Genomic DNA, 23,135 nt, shown 5'->3' with positions numbered 1-23,135 from the left:
CCCCCCCCCTCCAGTAGCGCGCCCTCAACGCTAGCCAGCCAAGCGACCCAAGGTCACTCGCTGCTGGCCCGACAAGTCATGACGGCTGGCAACTTCCCGATATCCAGCCGCCTGCAGTAGCTGGCGCACTCGCTCAGCCTGGTCATGGCCGTGCTCCATGGCCAGCCAGCCTCCCGGAAGCAGGTAGCGCGGCGCCAATTCGATCAAGCGCCGGAGATCGGCCAGCCCATCCTCTCCTGCCACCAGTGCGCTGACAGGCTCGAAGCGGACGTCGCCGAGCATAAGGTGAGGATCACTGTCGGCGATGTAGGGCGGGTTGGCGACGATCAGGTCGAAGCCATCGGCGGGCAGGGCCGAGAACCAGTCACTGACCAGGAAGCTTGCGTTTGCGATACCCAGCCTTTCAGCATTGGCCACTGCAAGCCCCACCGCTTCCTCTATCCGGTCAATGCCGGTTATCTGCCAGCCGGGCCGCTCACTGGCAAAGGCCAGCGCAATGGCACCGGTGCCGGTACCCATGTCCAGCAACCGCCCCCGGGCTGAGGGAGCCAGTTCCAGCGCGGCCTCCACCAGGGTCTCGGTATCGGGGCGGGGGATAAGAGTATGCGGCGAGGTGGAAAGGGCCAACCCCCAGAACTCGCGCTCACCGATCAAGTAGGCGACGGGATGCCCCTCGGCCCGAACCGCTACCAAAGCTTCGAATCGTGCGCGTTCATACACCGGCGCGGCCCTGTCACCCCAGGTGTAGAGCCAGGTACGGTCGACACCCAGCACGTGGCCCAGCAGCACCTCGGCATCCAGCCGCGGGCTCGCCGAGCCTGCCTGGGCAAGCCGCTCCGTTGCACGGCCCAGCAAGCTGTCGATATCCATCAGGCTTCCTGCTGCAGCGCCGCAAGCTGCTCGGCCTGATGTTCATGAATCAACGGCTCGATGACTTCGTCGAGTTCGCCAGCCATGACTTCGCCAAGCTTGTAGAGGGTGAGGTTGATACGGTGATCGGTCAGCCGCCCCTGGGGAAAGTTGTAGGTGCGGATCCGTTCGCTGCGATCCCCTGAACCCACCAGCGAACGGCGCGTATCGGCCTGTTCGCGGCGTTGGCTGTCCTGGGCGCTCTGCTTGAGCCTGGCAGCCAGCAATGACATCGCCTTGGCGCGGTTCTTGTGCTGGCTGCGCTCCTCCTGGCACTCGACCACCACGCCGGTGGGCAGGTGGGTCAGCCGAATGGCCGAATCGGTGGTATTGACGTGCTGCCCCCCGGCTCCGCTGGAGCGAAAGGTGTCCACACGAAGGTCGGCCGGGTTGATATCCACATCACCCACCGTGTCGGCCTCGGGCATCACCGCCACCGTACAGGCCGAGGTGTGGATACGACCCTGGGACTCCGTGGCCGGCACGCGCTGCACGCGATGGGCCCCGGACTCGAACTTGAGGCGGGCATAGACCCCCTCGCCCTTGACCCGCGAGATGACCTCCTTGTAGCCACCCTGCTCGCCGTGGCTGGCACTGACCACTTCGACTTTCCAGCCGCGCTTCTCGGCATAGCGTGAGTACATGCGGAACAGGTCCCCGGCGAACAGCGCCGCCTCGTCGCCCCCCGTACCGGCACGGACCTCGAGGAAAACATTGCGACTGTCGTCCGGGTCCCGGGGTACCAGCAGTTGCTTGAGCCGAACCTCCAGCGCTGCTAGCCGCTCACGCCCCTCCACCAGCTCCATCTCGGCGAGCTCACGCATCTCGGCGTCACTGTCACTGGCGAGGTGAACGGCATCTTCGAGCTCGCCTTCGACGTGGCGATAGTCACGCCAGGCATCGACGAGAGCTTCGAGTTCGGCGTATTCCCGGGAGTAGTCGCGAAACCGAGGCTGGTCGGTAATCACCTCGGGCTCCGCCAGCAGGGCGGCGAGCTCCTCGAAGCGCTCGACGAAGGCGTCGAGTCGCTGGCGCAGGGTCGCTTTCATGGCGTTTCCTGTCAGGGTTTTATTGAAGAGGAATCAAGCAGCAGTGCTTCGGCCGCGGCCAGCAGGTCGCGGCGCTCACTGCCCGACGCTTCGCGCAGTGAAACCGTTGGCCGATGCAGCATACGGTTAGTGAGCTGATGGGCGAGAATGCGAACCACCTCTTCTGGATCTTCTCCACGAGCCAACCGTGCCATTGCCTGCTGCTCCGAATGCCGGCGCAGCTCGTCGGCCTGGTCTCGATAGCGCCGGATCAACTCCCCACCACTGCGGATACGCCGCTCATGAAGCCATACACTGACGCCATGTTCGATCAACGACTCGGCCTGGTCGGCCGCAGCCTGCCGGTGGCGCCGATTTTCCTGGATCACCTCGTTGAGGTCATCCACGGTATAGAGAAAGACGTCATCCAGGTCACCGACTTCTGGCTCGATATCCCGCGGCACGGCGATATCGACCATGAAAATCGGTCGATGGCGACGCTTCTTGAGCGCCCGTTCGGCCATGCCCTTGCCGAGAATCGGTAACGGAGCCGCAGTGGACGAGATCACGATATCCGAACGCACCAGCGCATCAGGAATTTCGCTCAATGAGATCGCCTCGGCATTGAACTCCCGGGCCAGCACCTCGGCCCGCTCACGAGTACGATTGGCCACGATCATGTTGCGCACACCCGCCTCACGCAGATGACGTGCCACCAGCTCGATGGTTTCGCCCGCACCGATCAAGAGCGCACGGGAGCGGCCGAAGTCGTCGAATATCCGGCTGGCCAGGCTGACCGCCGCGTAGGCTACCGAGACCGGGTTCTGGCCAATACCGGTCCGCGTGCGCACCTGCTTGGCCACCGAAAAGGTATGCTGGAACAGCAGTTCCAGCTCGCCGCCCAGCCCGCTGGCCAGACGCGCCGACTGGTAGGCTTCCTTGAGCTGGCCGAGAATCTGCGGTTCGCCCAGCACCATCGAATCCAGTCCCACGGCCACCCGCATCAAATGGCGAGCGGCGTCGTTGTCATGGTAGTGATAGGCACAGGAAGTCAGGTCATCAACCGGAAGCCCGTGAAAATGACTCAGCCAATCGAGAATCAGCCGCTCTCCGCTGGACTCGGTGACGCAATAGAGCTCGGTTCGGTTACAGGTCGACAGCACGGCAGCTTCGCGTACCTGCGGGACACCGCGCAGCTCACCGAGCGCCGACTCCAGTTGAGTCGGCGTAAAGGCTACCCGCTCGCGTACCGCGACGGTGGCTGTCTTGTGGTTGATGCCAAGGGCAAGAAGCGTCATGCGTTAAGCGTCTTCGCGTAATGTCGTCAGGCGGTACGGAACAAGAAAACCCACCTCTGGTGGCGCTGGATTCTACCACAGCCTTCCATGCTCGGCGCCATGTACGCAAAGGTGACAATTGACGCATGACAAGGGTGGGGTGTTTCCTTCGCCTGTACCGACAATGGCGTCGATCCCTTTGCCCACCGGCCCCGAGTCGGTATGCTGGCAGCTGGCATCCTGGACGAGATACGCATGCCCCCGACTTTGACACGCAACATTCGCCAGGGACTGGCGAGCCTTGGCCTTGCCACACTGCTGACCGGCTGCCAAGGCATGCCGTTGACCCACTTGATGCCGGGCCATGAGGACCCGCTCGACTCGGCGCCCCCCATTGAGCGGGGCCTGGATGCCGAGGGTCTCTCGACTCTGCTGGTGGCAGAACTCTCCGGCCAGCGCGGCGACTATCGGCGCGCCACCCAGGGCTATATGGCAATGGCCGAGCGTTACCAGGTGGCGGAACTGGCCGAGCGTGCCACCCTGGCGGCACGCTTCAGCAATGACCCTCTGTTATTGGAGGAAGCGGTAGAGCAGTGGCACCTGCTCTCACCGATGGCAGAGGCTCCGCTTCGCCTCCTGGCGGGCCTGGCCCTGCAGCGTGGCGACTGGGTGGGCGCACTCGAAAAGCGACTGTTGCTGGTCGAGCAGGGCGCCCATGGGGAGCTCACCCTGTTCATGGAGCTGGCGCTGGATGCCGGGGTCCCTCCCCTCCCCCTGCGAGAGCGATTGAGCGAGCACCTCAGCCGACCCGGTGCCAGCGACCACCCGCATCATCACGATGCGATGCTTGCCATGGCCATACTCGAGGCTGCCACAGGGCAGTCACACCTCGCTCAAACCCGACTGGATGATCTGGCACGAGACCATTCGGAACTGCCGGCCCTGTGGATGACCCGTGCTCGCCTCGCGCTGGATGACGGCAATACCAGCCAGGCTCGGGACGCCGCTCGCCGTGGCCTGGAAGTCTCGCCAGACGATCCCCGGTTCCTGCTGCTGCTGGCCCAGACCGAGCTGCAGCTTGGCAATGTGGCCGCCGCCGAGGCGCACACCGACACGCTGCTCGACGAGCATGAAGGCAACCAGGAACTCCGGACGAGCCTGGCCGCCCTGTTCCTCGAGGACGGTCACTTGGAGGCCGCCCGCCGCCTGCTGCTACCTCTAGTAAGTAGTGACCAGCCGCCGCCCACTGCCTACTATCTCCTCGGAGCCATTGCCGAGCAGGAGGGCGAGGTCGATAACGCGCTTCTCTATTATCGCCAGGTCGCGACGGGGGGCGACTTTATCAGGGCCAGGCTGCGTGCCGCCCGCATGCTGATCGAAGATGACCGCCTGCTGGATGCCCGCGCCTTCCTGCGCATCGAACGATTGCGCCATGAGGACCACTTCAACGAGCTGGTCATGCTTGAAGTCGAGCTGCTGGACGAAGCCGGCATGACGGGAGAAGCCGATGCTCTGCTCGACCGTGAGCTTGCCCGCACCCCCAACGACGAGCAGCTGCTGTACCTTCGTGCCATGCGGGCCTGGTCCGATGGAGATATCGAGGCCATGGAACGCGACCTGACTCGCATCATCGAGCGCAACCCCGACAGCGCCACGGCCCTCAATGCACTGGGATATACCTTGGCAGACCTGAATATCGAGGGCCGACTGGAGGAAGCCCGGGAGCTGATCGAACGGGCTCATGAGATCGAGCCGGGAAGTGGCGCAATCATGGATAGTCTGGGGTGGGTCTACTTCCGTCTAGGCGACCCGGAGCGGGCCCTACCCTGGCTGGAGCGCGCCTATGCAGCCATGCCCGACCAGGAGATTGCCGCCCATCTCGCCGAGGTGCTGTGGACGCTCGAGCGCCACGACGACGCCCGCTCCCTCGTCGAAGAGGCACTGCAGCGCTTCGACGAGCATCCTGTCATCGACGAACTCCTCGAGCGCATTCCCGAATTGAGACCCTGACCGTAACCCCCCCTGATTTCATTCACCAGACATGCACCCGCTGACGAGATACTGCCATGACGCTCCACGCCAACGCACTGCGACTACTGCTCTCGAGCCTGGCCTTGATGGTGCTGGCCGGCTGTGCCGCCCCGATGCCCGCTCCCGATTCCGATCGTGCAGCAGGCCAGTGGGAAGCCCAGCAGGAACGCCTCGAGGACCTGGACACCTGGATGCTGGCCGGCAAGGCCGGGCTGCGCACCCCCCAGGAGAACACCAGCGCCAACCTCGACTGGAGCCAGCACCCCCACTACTATCGCATCCTGATCAGCGGCCCCTTCGGCAGCGGCCGCAACACGCTGGAGGGTCGCGAAGGCCGCTTCTCGCTGACTACCTCCGAGGGACGTTTCGAAGCCGAGACCCCCGAGGCGCTACTGCAACAGCAGTTGGGCTGGACCCTGCCGGTCAGTTCGCTCTCCGACTGGATTCGCGGCCTGCCAGCGGAGCACAGCCAATACCACATCGACCACGATGAGCTCGGCTTCCCCCGCCGCCTCGAGCAGGATGGCTGGGAAATCGACTACCGCGATTGGACCCTGGTCGAATCGCTGTGGCTGCCTCGCCGCATGATCATGGAGTACGGCGAGCTGCGCGTGACCCTGGTGGTCACCGATTGGCGCCCCGTCCTCGACGACTGATCCATGACGGCGACGCTGAACCTGCCGGCACCGGCCAAGCTAAACCGGATGCTTCACATTGTCGGTCGACGAGCCGATGGCTACCATGAGCTGCAGACGCTGTTCCAGTTTCTCGACTACGGCGACACGCTGCAGTTGACCCGGCGCGACGATGGCGACATCACCCTGTCACCGGCCATGGACGGCATACGTAGCGAAGAGAACCTCATCGTACGGGCGGCCAGGCTGCTGCAGGCCGAGACCGGCTGCCGCCTTGGCGCCGACATCCACCTGACCAAGCGCCTGCCCATGGGGGGTGGCCTGGGCGGCGGCAGCTCCGACGCCGCCACGACGCTGCTGGGGCTCGACCGGCTATGGGGTCTGGGTCTCGGTGAGGAGCGACTGGCCGCCATGGGCCTGGCCCTGGGGGCCGATGTACCGGTCTTCGTCCGCGGCCGCTCCGCCTGGGCTGAAGGCGTCGGCGAACGGCTGACCCCGGTGACCCTGGATACCCCCTGTTTCGTGGTAGTTCATCCCGGGGTCGCTGTCGCCACCGCCGCGGTGTTCGGCGCCGCGCAATTGACACGTGATACCCCCCCGATTACCATGGCGCGCGCACTGCAGGGGGGAGCGCCCAGTTGGCACAATGACTGCGAGCCGACGGTCCGGTCACTCTGTCCGCCAGTGGCGGAAGCCCTTGACTGGCTGGGCAGGCGCGCACCGACCATGCTGACGGGCACCGGTGCCTGCGTCTTCGCCCGGGTAGAGACCGACGCGGAGGCAAAGCGCATCGTGGCCGACCTGCCCAGCCGCTTCATGGCATTCACGGCGCGCGGCCTCAACCTCTCCCCGCTACATGCTGCTCTGGGCCGCTGATCGTGCCAGGGTCACGAACTGTCGGCCGTTGCGGACGAGGTGCCGAACCGATGAGTCCCGAGAGCCCCCCAACACTGCATAGGTGGATGCGCGTGTCAAAATTGATGGTTTTTGCCGGGAATGCCAATCCCGAACTCGCCCAGAAGATCGCCGAGAGTCTGGACACCCGCATGGGTAACGCTACGGTCGGGCAGTTCAGCGACGGCGAAATCGCGGTCGAGATCAACGAAAACGTTCGCGGCAAGGACGTCTTCATCCTGCAGTCCACCTGCGCGCCGACCAACGACAACCTGCTCGAGCTGATTCTCATGGTGGATGCCCTGCGCCGGGCTTCCGCCACGCGAATCACCGCCGTGGTGCCCTACTTCGGCTACGCCCGCCAGGATCGCCGTGTCCGCTCCGCCCGCGTGCCGATCTCGGCCAAGGTGGTCGCCGACATGATGGTCAAGGCCGGCGTCGACCGGGTGATGACCATGGACCTGCATGCCGACCAGATCCAGGGTTTCTTCGACGTGCCGGTGGACAACGTCTACGGCTCGCCGATCCTGCTCGACGACATCGAGCGCCAGAACTACGATGACCTGGTGGTTGTCTCACCCGACGTAGGCGGCGTGGTCCGTGCCCGCGCCATCGCCAAGCAGCTCAATGCCGATCTCGCCATCATCGACAAGCGCCGCCCCCAGGCCAACCAGGCCCAGGTGATGCACATCATCGGCGAGATCGAGAACCGTACCTGCGTGGTGGTCGACGACATGATCGATACCGCCGGCACCCTGTGCAAGGCCGGCGACGCACTCAAGGCCCATGGCGCTCGCCGTGTGGTGGCCTATGCCACCCACCCGATCCTCTCCGGCCCTGCAGTGGACAACATCACCGGGTCGGTGCTCGACGAAGTGGTCGTCACCGATACCATTCCGCTGTCCGACGTGGCTCGCCGCAGTGGCAAGATCCGCCAGCTCAGCGTAGCCGGTCTGATCGCCGAGGCGATTCGTCGTGTCAGCAATGAAGAATCCGTCAGCGCCATGTTCCACTGAGTCTCAGCGACTTTCAGCAAGAACAGGGCGTCGGAAAAGTGCCCCACGGGGCTTTCGGAAACACGGTGGTCAGGTCGCGGGCCGCCGTGATTTCCTTATCTCAAGCAAGAGGCAACATCATGTCCGATTTCACTCTCAATGCCAGCGTTCGCAACGACCTGGGGAAAGGTGCGAGCCGCCGCCTGCGTCGTGAGAACCTTCAGGTGCCGGCCATCATCTATGGTGGCGAGCAGGCGCCGCAGCCGATCTCCGTCGAGAAGGCCGCCTTCTACAAGGCCATCGAAGACGAAACCTTCTTCTCCTCGGTACTCAACCTGGTCGTCGACGGCAAGAAGCAGCAGGTCGTCGTGCGCGATCTCCAGCGTCACCCGTACAAGCCGCTGGTCACCCACGCCGACTTCCTGCGCGTGGATGCCACCCACGAGATCACCATTCGCGTGCCGCTGCATGTCGTGGGCGAAGAGAAGTCCAAGGGCATCAAGGACGAGGGCGGCGAGCTGCACATCCTCTCCAACGAGATCGAGATCAGCTGCCTGCCCAAGGACCTGCCCGACTTCCTGGAAGTCGACATCGCCGAGGTCACGCTGGGCACTACCCTGCACCTCTCCGACCTCAAGGTCCCGGCCGGTGTGACGCTGGTCGAGCTCTCCCACGGCGCCGACCACGACAACGCCGTGCTGACCATCAGCAAGCCCAAGGTGCGCGGTGAAGATGCCGAAGGCGAGGAAGGTGAAGGCGAGGAAGGCGAAGGCGCGGCCGAATAACCGGCCCTGTCGGGGCCGCCCTGCGGCGGCCCCTTCCCGACCCGACCAAGCGCTACGGCGCTTGTTTTTTTTGGAGACCCCGCATGCCCCAGGTGAAAGCGATCATCGGGCTGGGCAATCCCGGTGACGACTATGCAGAGACCCGTCACAATGCCGGCGCCTGGCTGGTGGAAATCCTGGCACGCCAGGCCGGTACCGAGCTGCGCCCGGAGAAGAAGTTCCTGGGCCTCTATGCCAAGGTAATGCTCGATGGGCACGACCTGCATCTGCTCGAGCCTACGACCTTCATGAACCGCAGCGGTGCCGCCGTGGCGGCCCTGTGTCAGTTCTACAAGATCGCCCCCGACGAACTGCTGGTGGCCCATGACGAGCTGGACATTCCACCCGGCGCAGCCCGCTACAAGCAGGGCGGCGGTCACGGCGGACACAACGGCCTGCGCGATATCATCAGCGCCCTGGGTAACGACAAGAATTTCCATCGCCTGCGTATCGGCATCGGCCATCCCGGCGACTCACGTCAGGTCACCAATTACGTTCTGGGCCGTCCCGGCAAGGCCGAGCTCGGTGCCATCGGCGGCGCCATCGGCGAATGCCTGGCCACCCTGCCGCTGGCCATCAGCGGGGAGTGGGCCCGCGCCATGAGCCGGCTGCACAGCTTCAAGGGCTGACCCCGACGCCATTTTCGCCATCACTTTCAGGACATCATCATGGGTTTCAACTGCGGTATCGTCGGCCTGCCCAACGTCGGCAAGTCCACCCTCTTCAACGCCCTGACCAAGTCCGGCATCGATGCCGAGAACTTTCCCTTCTGCACCATCGAGCCCAATGTGGGCATCGTGCCGATGCCGGACCCACGCCTCGATGCGCTGGCCGCCATCGTCAAGCCACAGAAGGTGTTGCCCACTACCATGGAATTCGTGGATATCGCCGGCCTGGTGGCGGGTGCATCCAAGGGCGAGGGCCTGGGAAACAAGTTCCTGGCCAATATCCGCGAGACCCAGGCCATCGCCCATGTGGTACGTTGCTTCGACAACGACAACGTCATCCACGTGGCCAACCAGGTCGACCCACGGGCCGATATCGAGATCATCAACATGGAGCTGGCCCTGGCCGACCTCGATACCGTCGAGCGGGCCATCCAGCGTCTGGTACGTGTCGCCAAGGGCGGTGACAAGGAGGCCATCGCCACCAAGGCCATCCTGGAGCGCATCCAGCCCCACCTGGCGGAAGGCCAGCCGCTGCGCAGCTTCGGCCTCGACGATGACGAGCAGCGCCAGCTCAAGAGCTTTGGCTTCCTGACGCTCAAGCCGACCATGTACATCGCCAACGTCAACGAAGACGGCTTCGAGGCCAATCCCTACCTCGACGTGGTGCGTGAGATCGCCGCCGAGGAAGACGCCGTGGTGGTGCCGGTGTGCAACCAGCTGGAGGCGGAGATCGCCGAGCTGGACGACGATGAACGCGCCATGTTCCTCGACGAGATGGGCATGGAGGAGCCGGGGCTCGACCGGGTGATCCGCGCCGGCTACGGCCTGCTCGGCCTGCAGACCTATTTCACCGCCGGGGTGAAGGAAGTCCGCGCCTGGACGGTCAAGGTAGGCGCCACTGCCCCGGAAGCCGCCGGGGTGATCCATACCGACTTCCAGAAGGGTTTCATCCGCGCCGAGGTCATCGCCTATGACGACTTCGTCACCCTCGGCGGCGAGCAGGGCGCCAAGGATGCCGGCAAATGGCGCCTGGAAGGCAAGGAGTATGTGGTCAAGGATGGCGACGTGATTCACTTCCGCTTCAATGTGTAACCACAAACCTTGACCTGCCGGAGGCGAATCCGTAAACTTCGCCTCCGTTGAATGGCTACGTAGCTCAGCTGGTTAGAGCACATCACTCATAATGATGGGGTCCCCTGTTCGAATCAGGGCGTAGCCACCAGATACCGAAAACCCGGCGCCATTGGCGCCGGGTTTTTGTATGGCAAGTATCCTCGCCATTTGAGATCCGGGAGCAGGACCGGCGCCTCCCGTACGTCGCTCAGGCCAGCTCTGCGCGATTGCAGAAGGCAACGAGCGCCCGCGTCAGGTATTCCACGTCCTGGGCGCCGGCGGTCTCGCGAATCGAGTGCATGGCCCACTGGGGGACGCCCACGTCCAGCGTCGGCACACCCAGTTCGGTGGCGGTAATCGGCCCGATGGTGCTGCCACAGCCCATGTCGGCGCGGGTAGCAAATACCTGGACCGGAACCCCGGCCTCGCGGCACAGGTCGCGGAACAGCGCCGAGGTGGCACTGTTCGTGGCATAGCGCTGGTTGGCATTGACCTTGATCACCGGACCGCCGTTCAGGGCCGGCCCATGGGCTGCATCGTGCTTCTCGGTGAAGTTGGGGTGCAGGGCATGGGCGTTGTCGCAGGAGATCATGCGCGAGGCCTGGATCAGCCGGATGAAGCTCTCGTCTTTCCCCTCCCCCGCCCCGCCCACATCGCCGAGCTGGGCATTGACGCGGCGCAGGACATCACCCAGGAAGGGGCCCTGGGCGCCGCAGGCGCTGGCACTGCCAACCTCCTCGTGGTCGTTGGAGACCAGCACGACACCCTGGGCTCCATCCGACTCGAGCAACGCCTCCAGGCCGATGAAGCAGGAGAGCAGGTTGTCCAGCCGGGCACTGGCGATCAGTTCGCCCCTCACCCCCACCCGCGCCGGAGGCTGGGTATCGAAGAGCGCCAGCTCGAAATCAAGAATCTCCGCGTCCCCGATGTCATGCTGGGCATCGAGCCACTCCAGCAGCAGCCGCGTGAGATCGGCCTTCTCGCCCCCCTGGAGGAAGACCGGCGCCATCTGGGTCTGGGCGTTCAGCGCTCGTCCGTTATTGGCTTCTCGATCCAGATGGATCGCCAGGCTGGGGATCGTCGCCACAGGACGGTCGACATGCAGCAGCAACCCTTCCAGCCGGCCATCGGCCCGGCGCAGGTGTACGCGCCCCGCCAGGCCAAGGTCACGGTCGAACCAGGGGGCCAGCAACGCCCCGCCGTAGAGCTCGACACCCAGCTGCAGCCAGCCAGCCATCGATGTCTGGGCAGCGTTGGGCTTTAGCCTCAGACCAGGGCTGTCGGTATGGGCACCGATCATGCGCAGGGCGTCGAGCCCCTCCCGGGGTAGCTGTATGGCAACGATGGAGGAGTCGTTGCGGGTAACATAGAATCGCTCCCCGGCCGCCAGCTGCCAGGGGTGTGACTCGTCCAGTCGACGGAAGCCAGCGGCCTCTAGCCGCTCGGCCATGACCGATACGGCGTGCCAAGGGGTCGGCGAGCGCTGCAGAAAGTCGAGCAGACGCTCAATGCGGGCTTCCTGTGACATGAGAATCCTCTTCAGGGGGTCTGTGGTTGACGAGACAACTGCTACAATACCGTGTCGTCCTTTGCAACTCGCAAGCCTTGCGCGTGTCTAGGGAAGGAAGTTTACACGAAACCAGGAGTGCTTCATTGATGAGCCTGCTAGCCGTTATTCGGCACTCAGCCATACTGCTGGCCCTTGTATTGCTTACCAGCAATGTGGCGCTGGCGAAGATTCAGCCCAGCGAAGCCCAGCGTCAAGCAGCGGTAGAGGTGGCCGACTCGCTGCGCTATGGGCACTATGCTGATGCCACCCTTGACGATGAGTGGTCGCGAGTGGCCTTCGAGCGCTATCTCGATGTACTCGATGGACAGCGTGCCTTCCTGCTCGGCAGTGACGTCGAGGATTTTCGTCACCTCGAGGAGCGCATCGACGACATGCTCTTCGAGGGGGAGCTGGCCCCCGCCTATGAGCTCTATCAACGCTATCACGATCGCGCCGAGTCGCGCTTCGAGTGGCTGCTGGACAAGATCGACGAGGGCCTCGGCTACACGTATGAGACCGATATGCGACTCGAGCTCGACCGCAGCGAGGCCCCTTGGGCCGAGAATCAGGAGGAACTGGATGAGCTGTGGCGCAAGCGGCTCAAGAACGCTGCCCTGACCCTCGATATCACCGGCCAGGACGAAGAACAGGTCGAGACCAACCTGCGCCAGCGCTATGAAGGGCAGCTCTCCCGGCTTCGCCAGACCAACGGTGAAGACGTCTTTGGCCTGTTCATGGCCGCAGTGACCAGCAGCATAGATCCCCACACCGAGTACCTATCCCCCCGCCAGGGTGAATCCTTCGACATCCAGATGCGCCTGTCGCTGGAGGGCATCGGCGCCATGCTGCAGTCCGACGGCGAATACGTGAAGGTCTCGAGCCTGGTTCCCGGAGGCCCGGCGGACCGCGCCGGGGTGCTGGAGCCGGCCGACCGCATCATTGGCGTCGGCCAGGAGGATGGCGAAGAGATCGTCAACGTGGTCGGCATGCGCCTGGACGAGGTCGTCGATCTCATCCGTGGACCCAAGGGCAGCGTGGTGCGCCTGGAGGTGGTGCCGGCGGAAGCGATGGACATGACCCGCTCCCACGAAGTCGAGATCACCCGCGATACGGTCGATCTCGAGGATCAGGCGGCCCAGGGAGAAATCATCGAAGTCGAGCGTGACGACGGCATGAAGCGTATCGGCGTGATCAAGATCCCCACCTTCTATGTCGACTTCGATGCCTGGCAGGCCGGCGAGGAGGAATTCCGCAGCACCACCCGTGACGTCGCCCGTGAAGTCGAGCGACTCAAGGAGGAAGGTATCGATGGCATCATGCTCGATCTGCGCAACAACGGCGGTGGCGCCCTGCAGGAAGCCAACTCGCTGATCGGCCTGTTCATCGACCGCGGCCCCACCGTTCAGGTGCGCGATGCGCGTGGGCGTATCAGCCTCTATGGCGACACCGAGGCCGGCACGCTCTACGACGGCCCGTTGGCGGTACTGGTGAACCGGCTGTCGGCATCGGCATCGGAAATCTTTGCCGGGGCCATTCAGGACTATGGCCGCGGCCTGGTGCTGGGGAATGCCACCTTCGGCAAGGGTACTGTGCAGACTCTGAGTGACCTCAGCCATGGCCAGATCAAGCTCACCCGAGCCAAGTTCTACCGCATCTCCGGCGAGAGCACCCAGCATCGCGGCGTCGAGCCGGACATACTGTTCCCCAACCTGGTGGATCCCGAGCGGATCGGCGAAAGCAGTCTGGACAACGCGCTGGAGTGGGATACCGTTCAAGAAGTGCAATATCGCCACTACGGCGAACCCTGGGAGTATCTGGAGACCTTGCGCTCACGCCACCGGGAGCGTGCCGACACCCATCCCAACTTCGTATTCCTGGAGCAGCGCGCCGACATGGCTCGGCGCCTGCGCGAGGAGCACACCAGCGTGAGCCTCGATCGTGAACAGCGCCAGCGTGAAGTCGAGGCGCGGGACGCCGAGCAACTGTCGCTGGAAAACCAGCGCCGTGACGCCCTGGGCCTCGACCTCCTCGAAGAGCTTATCGATGCCCGCGACGAAGACGACGAGGAAGAGCCCGTAGAGCGTGTTCAGGTGACCGAGGCCGCCGCTATTCTCGCCGACTATGCCGAGCTCACTCAGCGCCGCATGGCCTCACGCTTCTGATGCCCTCCCCCCTCCGGCAATGCCGGGGGGGCCTACCCTTGAAGCACCTGGCAGACTCAAGCTGACATTTGTGCTGCCGTTCAGTCGCCCGCAGCCTGGTCGGAGCTCCACGCCCGGGCCATCATGCTGGCCATGCGGCGACAGGGCGAGAGATGTCTCGCTGCCAATGCCTCAACGTAGAGGGGTGAACGCCGAACGCCTCGGGCAAGGTGATGCCGAGCTGATCGGCAAGCAGGCCCACTATCGCCATGTGATGAATGGTGTGGCTGGTCAGGAAAGCGAGTTCGCGCGCCAGGCTGGTATCCAGCACCTGCACGCCACTGCCTAGGGGATAATTCAGGCTCAAGCAGCCAGTTGGACAGTGCCCAACCAGGGCGATCAGCTCAGCCTTGATGTCAGTCAGGCGATCAACGGCCTGTTGCGGCCACTGCTCCAGACGCTCATCCCGAGGACGATCTTCGTAGTCGATCACAGCATCGTCCAGGCTGCTCAGCAAGGCATTATAGTGATCGATGATGTGTCGTATGTGCTTGCCCAGCGTATGGCGACCATCGTGACCAAAGTTGTGCCGGTACTGCTCCGGCGTGAGGGCATCAAGAAATTCCTCCAACTGTGACAATGCCAGGAGGTTCTCTTCAATGAGACCCGCCTGGGGAGGATATGCCTGATTTATTATAGATGACATGGCGGTTTACCTGTTGATCGCAAGTGAGAAAGCCGGGGCCGGCGCCAGGTTTGCCGGCCCGACCACCCACTCAGGGATTTAACGTTCCATTAGCCCTCGGCTTCTGCTTCGGCCTCAGCTTCACCTTCCGCTTCTCCCTCAGCTTCGCCTTCTGCCTCCCCCTCGGCTTCCGCTTCGCCTTCGGCATGGGCTTCTGCCAGCATCAGAGGCGCTTCCACGCCACTGGTGTAGGTAGGCTCCGTTGATGATTCGCTGGCCACGGCCTGAAAGGCGGCACCACTGGCTACCAGCACCAGTGCCGGGGCTGCATAACCCAGCTGCTTGCTGAGCCTTCCCAGCAGGCTTCGGCGCTTCTCGTCTTGCAATGTCATGATGATGACCTCCGTAGTGTCATGAAGAGACATGCGATGGCATGTCATCGTGCAGAGAAGTCAGCCCTTACGGCTGGCTTCTTATCGGCGCCACCCTCTGCCGATGGCGCCTCGACTGCTCCGTCACTCCGCGCTTGTTCCGCTCTTTCGGCGCTTCCGCAGGCTGCTCCCTTATTGGTGTGCCGTGATGACTCTGTCGGCGCTTGCCTCCAGTCCTTACAGCGTTCTGCGTCGAAAGATGAACTTCACCAGGCTTGATTTATGTACCGATTGGTTCTAAATTCAAGGCATGACACGTGGACGCCCCATCGCATTCAGCCCCGACGAGGCCGCGAGCGCCGCCATGCAGGTCTTCTGGGCCAGAGGCTACGACAGTGCTTCGACCCGCGACCTGCTGGAGGCGATGAAAATATCGCGCAGCAGCCTGTACCAGGCCTTCGGCAACAAGGAACAGCTGTTTCTCGAGGCGCTGCGCCGCTATCGCGGCAATCTGATCGATCGACTCAACTACCGGCTGGAAGCGTCGCCCTCGGCCTTGGGTTTTCTTCGGGAGCTGTTCGTGGAGACAGCCCAGGAGTCCGGCAGCGAGCGAGCTGCCCTGGGATGCCTGATCTTCAATTCCGCCAGTGAGCTTGGCCAACGTGGCGACATCGCGGCCATCGAGGCCAGGCGCAGCGTCCAAGCCATCACTGCCCTGTTCCACGAGGCCGTCGTTCGGTCACAGGCCGAAGGCGATATCGCCTCAGATCGTGACGCACTGGCGCTCGCAACCTATCTCACGCTGGGCATGGCCGGCCTGCGCACCTTGCTCAAGTCCGGCGCCGCACCCGCACAGACTGAAGCCGCGGCCGAGTTGCTGCTCGGCACATTGCGCTGAACGATCGAGGTGATTTTTTACGACATATATGGACCGATCAGTACATATATAAACCGACACCCCACGGTGTCCCCTTACGCTATTGAAAGGAATACAGGAGAGTCATCATGACTGCCGACTATCGACTCCAACTCCCCCCGCAGACACTCGAAAATGCCGATGCCAAGGCACGGCCACTGCTCGAGAAGGCCAACGCCAAGCTGGGGTTCGTGCCCAACATGTACAAGGGCATGGCCAAGGCGCCCGGCGTACTTGACACCTACCTGCACGGCTATGAACTTTTCCGAGAGGATTCCGGATTCACCCCCCCGGAGCAGGAAGTGGTATTCCTGACCATCAGTCAACTCAACGGCTGCAGCTACTGCATGTCCGCCCACAGCATGCTGGCAGAGAAAATGTCTCAGGTGCCCGCCGACGTGCTCGAGGCAATCCGTGAGGATCGGGAGATTCCCGACTCTCGCCTGGCTGCGCTTAGCGAATTCACCGGCGTCATGTTCGACACCCGCGGCATGCCGAACCGTGAAGACGTCACGGCATTCCTTGATGCCGGCTTCGAGGAGCAGCATGTGCTGCAAATCGTGCTGGCGCTGGCCGTGAAGACGCTGTCCAACTATTCCAACCACCTCAATCACCCGGAGCTCGACGAGGCTTTCGCTGGCCACGCCTGGAAGAAGTGAGTCTCCGCCCCGACATGCACTGTCGGGGCGATACTCACCGAAATCGCGATAGTGCATGGATCATGCGCTGTGGAAACACTGAACAAATCGACGAGCGAGATGAAGCACAAGGCGCACGGAGCGCAGAACCGAGCAAAGCGACAAACATCCGCAGGATGGCTCCGAAGGAGCGAGAAGCCGAAGGCTTCGAGTCAACCGGAGCATATGGGGTATATGTGAGGATTCCGACCGGGCTGGCGCACCAGCACCGCGCAACGCAGCGATTCGCTCGCGCAGGCATTTGTGCAGTGCTTCCCTGTCGCTTATTGCCGAGCATGCTGTACTAGACGGCATTCGGTCTTATTGAACCTTTGCCGCTCCCTGGCCGAGAGCATAGGCTCACGATAAACCCGACAGACGAGGTCAAGCTCATGTTACGTGCTCTCGTACTCGCCCTCAGTGCGCTGTGGTTATCGGCGCAGGTCCAGGCCTCGGAGATTTCCCCTCTGGTCGAGGCCGAGTGGCTCGACCAGCACCTGAATGACGAGAACCTGGTCGTCCTCGATGTACGCTCCTCCATCGATGGTGGCGGCGACCGCCAAAGCTTCGAGGCCGCCCGCATCCCCGGCAGCCGCTACAGCAGCTACACCGACGATGGCTGGCGCGAAGAGCGTGACGACGTAGCGGGCCTGCTGCCGGAGATCGAACCTCTGCAGGAATTGATCGGAAGCCTCGGTATCGACAACGATACGACGGTCGTGATCGTCCCCGCCGGGACCGGCCCCACGGATTTCGGCAGCGCGGCACGCGTCTACTGGACCTTCAAGATCCTGGGCCATGACGAAGTCGCCATTCTCGATGGAGGCTTCGCCGGATGGCAGCAACAGGGCTTCGATGTAGCCAGCGGCCCCGTTCCCGCCACTGAAGCCAAACAGTTTCATGCCACCCTGCGCGAGGAGCTGATCGCCACGACCGAGCAGGTTGAGCAGGCACGTCAATCCCAGACCCAACTGGTCGATGCCCGTCCATCGGACTACTTCACCGGCGAAACGATATCACCGGCCGTGAGAACTGCCGGGACTATACCCGGCGCCAGGAGCCTGCCCCATCACAGCAACTTCGGCGACCGTGCGGGCGCCTATTACCTGGACCGGGAAGGTCTCTCCTCACGCATCAACACTGCCGAGCTGGATCGCAATGCTCGCACCATCACCTTCTGCAATACCGGACACTGGGCGGCAACGGACTGGTTTGTGCTCAGCGAGGTCGCCGGATTCGACAACGTCGCAATGTATGACGGCTCCATGGCCGCATGGACGATAAGTGACTCGCGCCCCGTGCAACTCGCCCGGCGGGGGCTGGAACGTCTTCAGGAGGCTCTCGATTGAAAGCGGTGGGTCAAGGCCAGGCGCCTTTGGTGCCGGCCCGATGCGTCGCTCCTGGCAAGGAGACACAGCTCATTCGCGCTCCATCGAGAGAAGGAACGGGGCGGTTCAAACGTAGAGATGGGGTGAAGCAGGCCGGAGATGAGGCCTTATGGCTCCCGGAGCAGGACTCGAACCTGCGACCCAGTGATTAACAGTCACTTGCTCTACCAACTGAGCTATCCGGGATCGGTCTTGACGACAACAAGGCAGGATATGCTGACGACATACAAGAGCTGATGGCCTTCAACAAGCTGATGGCTCTCGCCAAAGCGCTGATGGCTCTCAATAACAGCTGATGGCTTTCAACAGCAGCTGATGGCTCCTCGAGCAGGACTCGAACCTGCGACCCAGTGATTAACAGTCACTTGCTCTACCAACTGAGCTATCGAGGAATGGCGCTTCAATCAGATACTAGTGCGATCAGCACGCGTTCATTGGCTCCCCGAGCAGGACTCGAACCTGCGACCCAATGATTAACAGTCATTTGCTCTACCAACTGAGCTATCGGGGAATGGCCCTGAACACGGTGCGTAGTATACGGATCGCTTCGATCAGGTCAAGGGCGGATTCCCCGCCCCGGCCGCTTCTTTGCACAACGAAAGGCGCCCGCACGAGCTTTTCGTGCGGGCGCCTTCAGGTATTCTGGTGGCTACGCCCTGATTCGAACAGGGGACCCCATCATTATGAGTGATGTGCTCTAACCAGCTGAGCTACGTAGCCTTTCGGTGCCGAGCCAATACCATTGCCCGGTCAACGGGGCGAAATTATGCCCGAAGCATGTCACGGTGGCAAGCTGGGGTTGTCGCTTATCTTTTATTGATTGAACGTTCAATAAAAAAATGGCATGCTGCAAGACATACTTAGCTACAAGCCATGCTTAATAGTGCCGCCAGCGACCGACGACACCGTCGTCACCGGTGGCAGTCGTCACCATGATACAAGGAGTGCCTGATGCCCAAGGTTGGAATGGAGCCCATTCGGCGTCAGCAGCTGATCCAGGCTACCATGGCGGCCATCGACGAGGTCGGCCTTGCCGATGCGACAGTCATCCGCATCGCCGGGCATGCCGGTGTCTCCGCCGGGATCATCAGCCATTACTTCGGCGGCAAGGACGGGCTGCTGGAAGCCACCATGCGACAGATCCTCACCGATCTTGGCGATGCCGTCGCCGCTCGCCGTCGCGCCCTGGGGGATGCGTCGCCCCGCGCGCACATCGGGGCGATCATCGACGGCAACTTCGACCGCAGCCAGGTCTCCGGCCCGGTGGCCAAGACCTGGCTGGCATTCTGGGCCAGCAGCATGCACAAGCCCCAGTTGCAGCGCCTGCAGCAGGTCAACGATCGACGCCTCTACTCCAACCTCTGCAGCCAGTTCCGCCGCCTGATGCCCCGAGCCAAGGCTCGCCAGGCCGCGCATGGCCTGGCAGCGACAATCGACGGCCTCTGGCTGCGCGGCGCCCTGACGCCGGAAGGGCTGGATGCCGACGGTGCACGACGCCTGGCCCATGACTACCTCAATCAGCTGTTGGCCAACTACGAATCCACACCCGTTTCCTGACAGGAGCAACCATGGCAAGCCTCGACACCGAAACACTCTATATCGACGGCCGCCGGGTGGAAGCCACTTCCGGCGAGACCTTCGACGTCCACAACCCCTATGACGGCAGCCTCCTCGCCAGGGTGCAGCAGGCTTCACAAGCCGATGTGGACAGCGCCGTCGCCGCGGCTCGCAGGGGCCAGCGCGTCTGGGCGGCCATGACCGGCATGGAGCGCGGACGCATCCTGAACCGTGCGGTCGCCTTGCTACGCGAGCGTAATGACGAGATCGCCGAGCTGGAGACACGCAATACCGGCAAGCCGATCAGCGAAACCGCCGCCGTGGATATCGTGACCGGTGCCGATGTCATCGAATATTATGCCGGCCTGGCCCCCGCCATCGAGGGCAGCCAGCTTCCCCTTCGCGAGTCGTCCTTCGTCTATACCCGTCGCGAGCCGCTGGGTGTGATCGGCGCCATCGCGGCCTGGAACTATCCCATCCAGATCGCCTGCTGGAAGGCCGCCCCGGCGCTGGCCGCGGGCAACGCCGTGGTGCTCAAGCCCAGCGAAGTCACGCCACTGACTGTCATGAAGCTGGCCGAGATATTCACCGAGGCCGGGCTGCCGGATGGCGTCTTCAATATTGTCCAGGGCGACGGACGCGTGGGACAGATGCTGACCGGGCACCCCGGCATCGACAAGGTGTCCTTTACCGGCGAAGTGGGCACCGGCAAGAAGGTGATGGCTGCCGCCGGGGGCTCCTCGCTCAAGGATGTGACCATGGAGCTCGGCGGCAAGTCGCCGCTGATCGTCTTTGCCGACGCCGACCTGGACCGCGCCGCCGATGCGGCGATGATGGCCAACTTCTATTCCAGTGGCCAGATCTGCACCAATGGCACTCGCGTCTTCGTCCATGGCTCCGTGAAGGAGGCCTTCGAGGAGAAGATCACCGAGCGCGTGGCCCGTATCAGAGCCGGCGACCCGCTCGACCCCGAGACCAATTTCGGCCCCCTGGTGAGCTATGGCCATCAGGAGAAGGTGCTCTCCTACATCGAGCTGGGCAAGCAGGAGGGTGCCCGGCTACTGATCGGCGGTGAGCCGATGGCAGAGGGCGCCTTCGCCAAGGGCGCATGGGCCGCGCCCACCGTTTTCACCGATTGCAGTGACGAGATGCGCATCGTGCGAGAGGAGATCTTCGGCCCGGTGATGGCGATACTCGCCTTCGATGACGACGAGGAGCTCATCCGGCGCGCCAACGACACCCACTACGGGCTGGCCGCGGGCGTTTTCACCGAGAGCCTCGCCCGGGCGCACCGCACCATCCACCGCCTCGAGGCCGGCATCTGCTGGATCAACACCTGGGGCGAGTCGCCAGCCGAGATGCCGGTGGGCGGCTACAAGCAGTCCGGTGTGGGCCGCGAGAATGGCATCGAGACCCTGGCCCACTACACCCAGACCAAATCGGTGCAGGTGGAGATGGGGCCCTTCGAGTCGGTGTTCTAGGAGGCAGTGAAGACACCCGTTTTCCAGCTAACTGGATCGCTCGGGGCTGACCCGTCGACAAGCCTTCGAGGAGGCGCTGTGAACCCCTCCCTGGGCGCTACCTACGCCATCCCTGGCGTAGGACCTCCTCTTCGGCTTGTCCCCGGCGCCCCTCGCTACAGCCAGCCGCGCCTGCCCTGGGCCGACACTTCTTGCGCATGCGAGCAGGCCCGCTTCCGTGGCGTTATCAGTGAGAAATGTTATGTCCCAGATTCGCGAATTCGACTACATCATCATCGGCGCCGGCTCGGCCGGCAACGTGCTTGCCGCCCGGCTTACGGAAGACCCCGAGGTCAGCGTGCTGCTGCTGGAAGCCGGCGGCCCCGACTATCGTCTCGACTTCCGCACCCAGATGCCGGCGGCACTGGCCTACCCCCTGCAGGGCAAGCGCTACAACTGGGCCTTCGAGACCGACCCCGAGCCGCATATGAACAACCGCCGCATGGAGTGCGGCCGTGGCAAGGGGCTAGGCGGCTCGTCGCTGATCAATGGCATGTGCTACATCCGCGGTAATGCGCTGGACTACGACCACTGGGCCAGCCTCCCCGGCCTGACCGACTGGTCCTATGCCGACTGCCTGCCCTATTTCCGCAAGGCCGAATGCCGCGATATCGGACCCGACGACTACCATGGTGGCGACGGCCCTATCTCTGTCACGACCCCGAAGCCCGGCAACAATCCGCTGTATCGGACCTTTATCGATGCCGCCGTGCAGGCCGGCTATCCCGAGACACCCGACGTGAACGGCTACCAGCAGGAGGGTTTCGGCCCCATGGACCGTTTCGTCACCCCCAAGGGGCGCCGCGCCTCCACCGCTCGCGGCTATCTCGACCAGGCCAAGCAGCGGGAGAACCTCACCATCGAGACCCACGCCACCACGGACGTGATCGAGTTCGAGGGCAAGCGCGCCGTGGGCGTGCGCTATCTGCGCCGCGGCCAGCCCCACCAGGTCCGCGCCCACCGCGAGGTGCTGCTGTGTGCCGGCGCCATCGCCTCGCCGCAGATCCTGCAACGCTCCGGCGTCGGCAACCCCGATCACCTGCGTGAGCTCGACATCCCGGTGGTCCACGCCCTGCCCGGCGTCGGCGAGAACCTCCAGGACCACCTGGAGATGTATATCCAGTACGAGTGCACGCAGCCGATCTCCCTTTATCCCGCGCTGAAATGGTACAACCAGCCCAAGATCGGCGCCGAGTGGCTGTTCAAGGGCACCGGCGTCGGCGCCAGCAACCAGTTCGAGGCAGCGGGTTTCATTCGCAGCAACGACAACGAAGCGTGGCCCAACCTGCAGTATCACTTCCTGCCCATCGCCATCAGCTACAACGGCAAGAGCGCGGTACAGGCCCACGGCTTCCAGGCCCACGTCGGGTCCATGCGCTCGGAGAGCCGGGGCAGGATTCGGCTGACGTCCCGGGACCCCGAGGCCGCGCCCAGCATTCTGTTCAACTACATGTCGCAGGAAAAGGACTGGCAGGAGTTTCGCGACGCCATCCGTCTGACCCGGGAGATCATTGCCCAGCGCGCCATGGATGCCTACCGCGGAAGGGAAGTGTCACCGGGTCCGGATGTCGAATCCGATGAAGCGCTCGACGCCTTCGTGCGCGAACACGCCGAAACCGCCTATCACCCCTGCGGCAGCTGTCGCATGGGGAACGATGAGATGGCGGTGGTCGATGGCAGCGGTTGCGTGCACGGCCTCGAGGGGCTGCGCGTCGTGGACGCCTCGCTGTTTCCGGTGATCCCCACCGGCAACCTCAATGCGCCGACGATCATGCTGGCCGAAAAGCTGGCCGACAGGATACGCGGGCGTGAACCGCTGCCCCCTTCGGACGCCCCCTACTTCGTCGCACAAGGCATCCCGGCGCGCAAGGCGCCTGAACGCCGACTCTACTGAAACGCAAGCCTGTCCCACCCTTGGCGCCCCGCCCTGCGGGGCGCTCTTGCATGTGTGTATCCG

At 63.5% G+C, this 23,135-nt stretch carries 20 protein-coding genes and 5 tRNA genes; 15 read left to right on the top strand and 10 right to left on the bottom strand.

Annotated features, from left to right (window positions below; all coding sequences use genetic code 11):
* Positions 1-30: 30 nt before the first annotated feature.
* The 3 genes from prmC to hemA are packed head-to-tail and all read right to left on the bottom strand — an operon-like array spanning position 31 to position 3,235.
* Positions 31-870 (bottom strand): peptide chain release factor N(5)-glutamine methyltransferase, encoded by an 840-nt coding sequence (gene prmC, locus KZO25_RS01695; RefSeq protein WP_223135629.1) that lies wholly within the window; start codon positions 868-870, stop codon positions 31-33.
* On the bottom strand, positions 870-1,958 hold the full coding sequence (prfA, locus tag KZO25_RS01690; RefSeq protein ID WP_066446167.1) for a peptide chain release factor 1: 1,089 nt from the start codon (positions 1,956-1,958) through the stop codon (positions 870-872). The genes prmC and prfA overlap by 1 nt, the downstream gene beginning before the upstream one ends.
* 11 nt (positions 1,959-1,969) lie before the next feature.
* On the bottom strand, positions 1,970-3,235 hold the full coding sequence (hemA, locus tag KZO25_RS01685; protein ID WP_066446164.1) for a glutamyl-tRNA reductase: 1,266 nt from the start codon (positions 3,233-3,235) through the stop codon (positions 1,970-1,972).
* Positions 3,236-3,469: 234 nt separating this feature from the next.
* Here hemA and KZO25_RS01680 point away from each other — a divergent pair, with 234 nt between their 5' ends.
* The 8 genes from KZO25_RS01680 (at position 3,470) to KZO25_RS01645 (ending at position 10,483) form a co-directional block, all read left to right on the top strand.
* On the top strand, positions 3,470-5,224 hold the full coding sequence (locus KZO25_RS01680; RefSeq protein ID WP_223135628.1) for a tetratricopeptide repeat protein: 1,755 nt from the start codon (positions 3,470-3,472) through the stop codon (positions 5,222-5,224).
* Between the two features lie 56 nt (positions 5,225-5,280).
* Positions 5,281-5,901, top strand: a complete 621-nt coding sequence (lolB, locus tag KZO25_RS01675; protein ID WP_066446159.1) for a lipoprotein insertase outer membrane protein LolB — start codon at positions 5,281-5,283, stop codon at positions 5,899-5,901.
* Positions 5,902-5,904: 3 nt separating this feature from the next.
* Positions 5,905-6,756 (top strand): 4-(cytidine 5'-diphospho)-2-C-methyl-D-erythritol kinase, encoded by an 852-nt coding sequence (gene ispE / locus KZO25_RS01670; protein WP_066446156.1) that lies wholly within the window; start codon positions 5,905-5,907, stop codon positions 6,754-6,756.
* A 92-nt stretch (positions 6,757-6,848) separates the two neighbouring features.
* On the top strand, positions 6,849-7,790 hold the full coding sequence (locus KZO25_RS01665; protein WP_223135627.1) for a ribose-phosphate pyrophosphokinase: 942 nt from the start codon (positions 6,849-6,851) through the stop codon (positions 7,788-7,790).
* Between the two features lie 119 nt (positions 7,791-7,909).
* Complete coding sequence (locus KZO25_RS01660; protein WP_066446377.1) at positions 7,910-8,554, top strand: 50S ribosomal protein L25/general stress protein Ctc; 645 nt, start codon at positions 7,910-7,912, stop codon at positions 8,552-8,554.
* Positions 8,555-8,637: 83 nt separating this feature from the next.
* On the top strand, positions 8,638-9,222 hold the full coding sequence (gene pth / locus KZO25_RS01655) for an aminoacyl-tRNA hydrolase (protein ID WP_223135626.1): 585 nt from the start codon (positions 8,638-8,640) through the stop codon (positions 9,220-9,222).
* A 39-nt stretch (positions 9,223-9,261) separates the two neighbouring features.
* On the top strand, positions 9,262-10,353 hold the full coding sequence (ychF, locus tag KZO25_RS01650; RefSeq protein WP_066446373.1) for a redox-regulated ATPase YchF: 1,092 nt from the start codon (positions 9,262-9,264) through the stop codon (positions 10,351-10,353).
* Between the two features lie 53 nt (positions 10,354-10,406).
* Positions 10,407-10,483, top strand: a tRNA-Met gene (locus KZO25_RS01645).
* A 99-nt stretch (positions 10,484-10,582) separates the two neighbouring features.
* On the opposite strand, the gene KZO25_RS01640 is transcribed toward KZO25_RS01645, so the two are convergent.
* Positions 10,583-11,902: a M18 family aminopeptidase gene (locus KZO25_RS01640; RefSeq protein ID WP_223135625.1), complete on the bottom strand. Its 1,320-nt coding sequence runs from the start codon at positions 11,900-11,902 to the stop codon at positions 10,583-10,585.
* A gap of 128 nt (positions 11,903-12,030) precedes the next feature.
* Between KZO25_RS01640 and KZO25_RS01635 the strand changes: the two genes are divergently transcribed.
* The gene (locus KZO25_RS01635) at positions 12,031-14,085 is read left to right on the top strand and encodes a carboxy terminal-processing peptidase (RefSeq protein ID WP_223135624.1); all 2,055 of its coding nucleotides are present in this window, start codon (positions 12,031-12,033) and stop codon (positions 14,083-14,085) included.
* A gap of 121 nt (positions 14,086-14,206) precedes the next feature.
* On the opposite strand, the gene KZO25_RS01630 is transcribed toward KZO25_RS01635, so the two are convergent.
* Both KZO25_RS01630 and KZO25_RS01625 read right to left on the bottom strand, forming a co-directional pair.
* A complete protein-coding gene (locus KZO25_RS01630; protein ID WP_223135623.1) occupies positions 14,207-14,770 on the bottom strand; it encodes a DinB family protein in 564 nt (187 codons plus the stop codon).
* A gap of 89 nt (positions 14,771-14,859) precedes the next feature.
* The gene (locus tag KZO25_RS01625) at positions 14,860-15,141 is read right to left on the bottom strand and encodes a hypothetical protein (protein ID WP_158509928.1); all 282 of its coding nucleotides are present in this window, start codon (positions 15,139-15,141) and stop codon (positions 14,860-14,862) included.
* A gap of 289 nt (positions 15,142-15,430) precedes the next feature.
* On the opposite strand from KZO25_RS01625, the gene KZO25_RS01620 reads away from it, so the two are divergent.
* From KZO25_RS01620 to KZO25_RS01610, 3 genes are all read left to right on the top strand, one after another.
* Positions 15,431-16,018 (top strand): TetR/AcrR family transcriptional regulator, encoded by a 588-nt coding sequence (locus KZO25_RS01620; protein WP_223135622.1) that lies wholly within the window; start codon positions 15,431-15,433, stop codon positions 16,016-16,018.
* A gap of 107 nt (positions 16,019-16,125) precedes the next feature.
* Positions 16,126-16,695, top strand: coding sequence for a carboxymuconolactone decarboxylase family protein (locus KZO25_RS01615; RefSeq protein WP_223135621.1), 570 nt, complete (start codon positions 16,126-16,128; stop codon positions 16,693-16,695).
* A 410-nt stretch (positions 16,696-17,105) separates the two neighbouring features.
* On the top strand, positions 17,106-18,062 hold the full coding sequence (locus KZO25_RS01610) for a sulfurtransferase (RefSeq protein ID WP_223135620.1): 957 nt from the start codon (positions 17,106-17,108) through the stop codon (positions 18,060-18,062).
* 149 nt (positions 18,063-18,211) lie between these two features.
* On the opposite strand, the gene KZO25_RS01605 is transcribed toward KZO25_RS01610, so the two are convergent.
* The 4 genes from KZO25_RS01605 to KZO25_RS01590 form a co-directional block, all read right to left on the bottom strand.
* Positions 18,212-18,287: transfer RNA gene (locus tag KZO25_RS01605), tRNA-Asn, on the bottom strand.
* 130 nt (positions 18,288-18,417) lie between these two features.
* Positions 18,418-18,493: transfer RNA gene (locus KZO25_RS01600), tRNA-Asn, on the bottom strand.
* A 43-nt stretch (positions 18,494-18,536) separates the two neighbouring features.
* A tRNA-Asn gene (locus KZO25_RS01595) sits at positions 18,537-18,612 on the bottom strand.
* 132 nt (positions 18,613-18,744) lie between these two features.
* Positions 18,745-18,821, bottom strand: a tRNA-Met gene (locus KZO25_RS01590).
* Positions 18,822-19,052: 231 nt separating this feature from the next.
* Here KZO25_RS01590 and betI point away from each other — a divergent pair.
* The 3 genes from betI to betA all read left to right on the top strand — a co-directional run bounded on the left by betI (position 19,053) and on the right by betA (position 23,072).
* The gene (betI, locus tag KZO25_RS01585; RefSeq protein WP_201025362.1) at positions 19,053-19,658 is read left to right on the top strand and encodes a transcriptional regulator BetI; all 606 of its coding nucleotides are present in this window, start codon (positions 19,053-19,055) and stop codon (positions 19,656-19,658) included.
* Between the two features lie 11 nt (positions 19,659-19,669).
* Complete coding sequence (betB, locus tag KZO25_RS01580; protein ID WP_223135619.1) at positions 19,670-21,139, top strand: betaine-aldehyde dehydrogenase; 1,470 nt, start codon at positions 19,670-19,672, stop codon at positions 21,137-21,139.
* A 241-nt stretch (positions 21,140-21,380) separates the two neighbouring features.
* Positions 21,381-23,072 carry a choline dehydrogenase gene (gene betA, locus KZO25_RS01575; protein ID WP_223135618.1) on the top strand — a complete coding sequence of 564 codons (1,692 nt, stop codon included), beginning with the start codon at positions 21,381-21,383 and terminating at the stop codon, positions 23,070-23,072.
* The last annotated feature ends 63 nt before the right edge of the window (positions 23,073-23,135 follow it).

Origin of the sequence: Halomonas sp. ANAO-440, from assembly GCF_019915905.1 — a bacterium.
GTDB classification, from domain to species: domain Bacteria; phylum Pseudomonadota; class Gammaproteobacteria; order Pseudomonadales; family Halomonadaceae; genus Halomonas; species Halomonas chromatireducens.
This window is presented reverse-complemented; position numbering and strand designations above follow the sequence as displayed.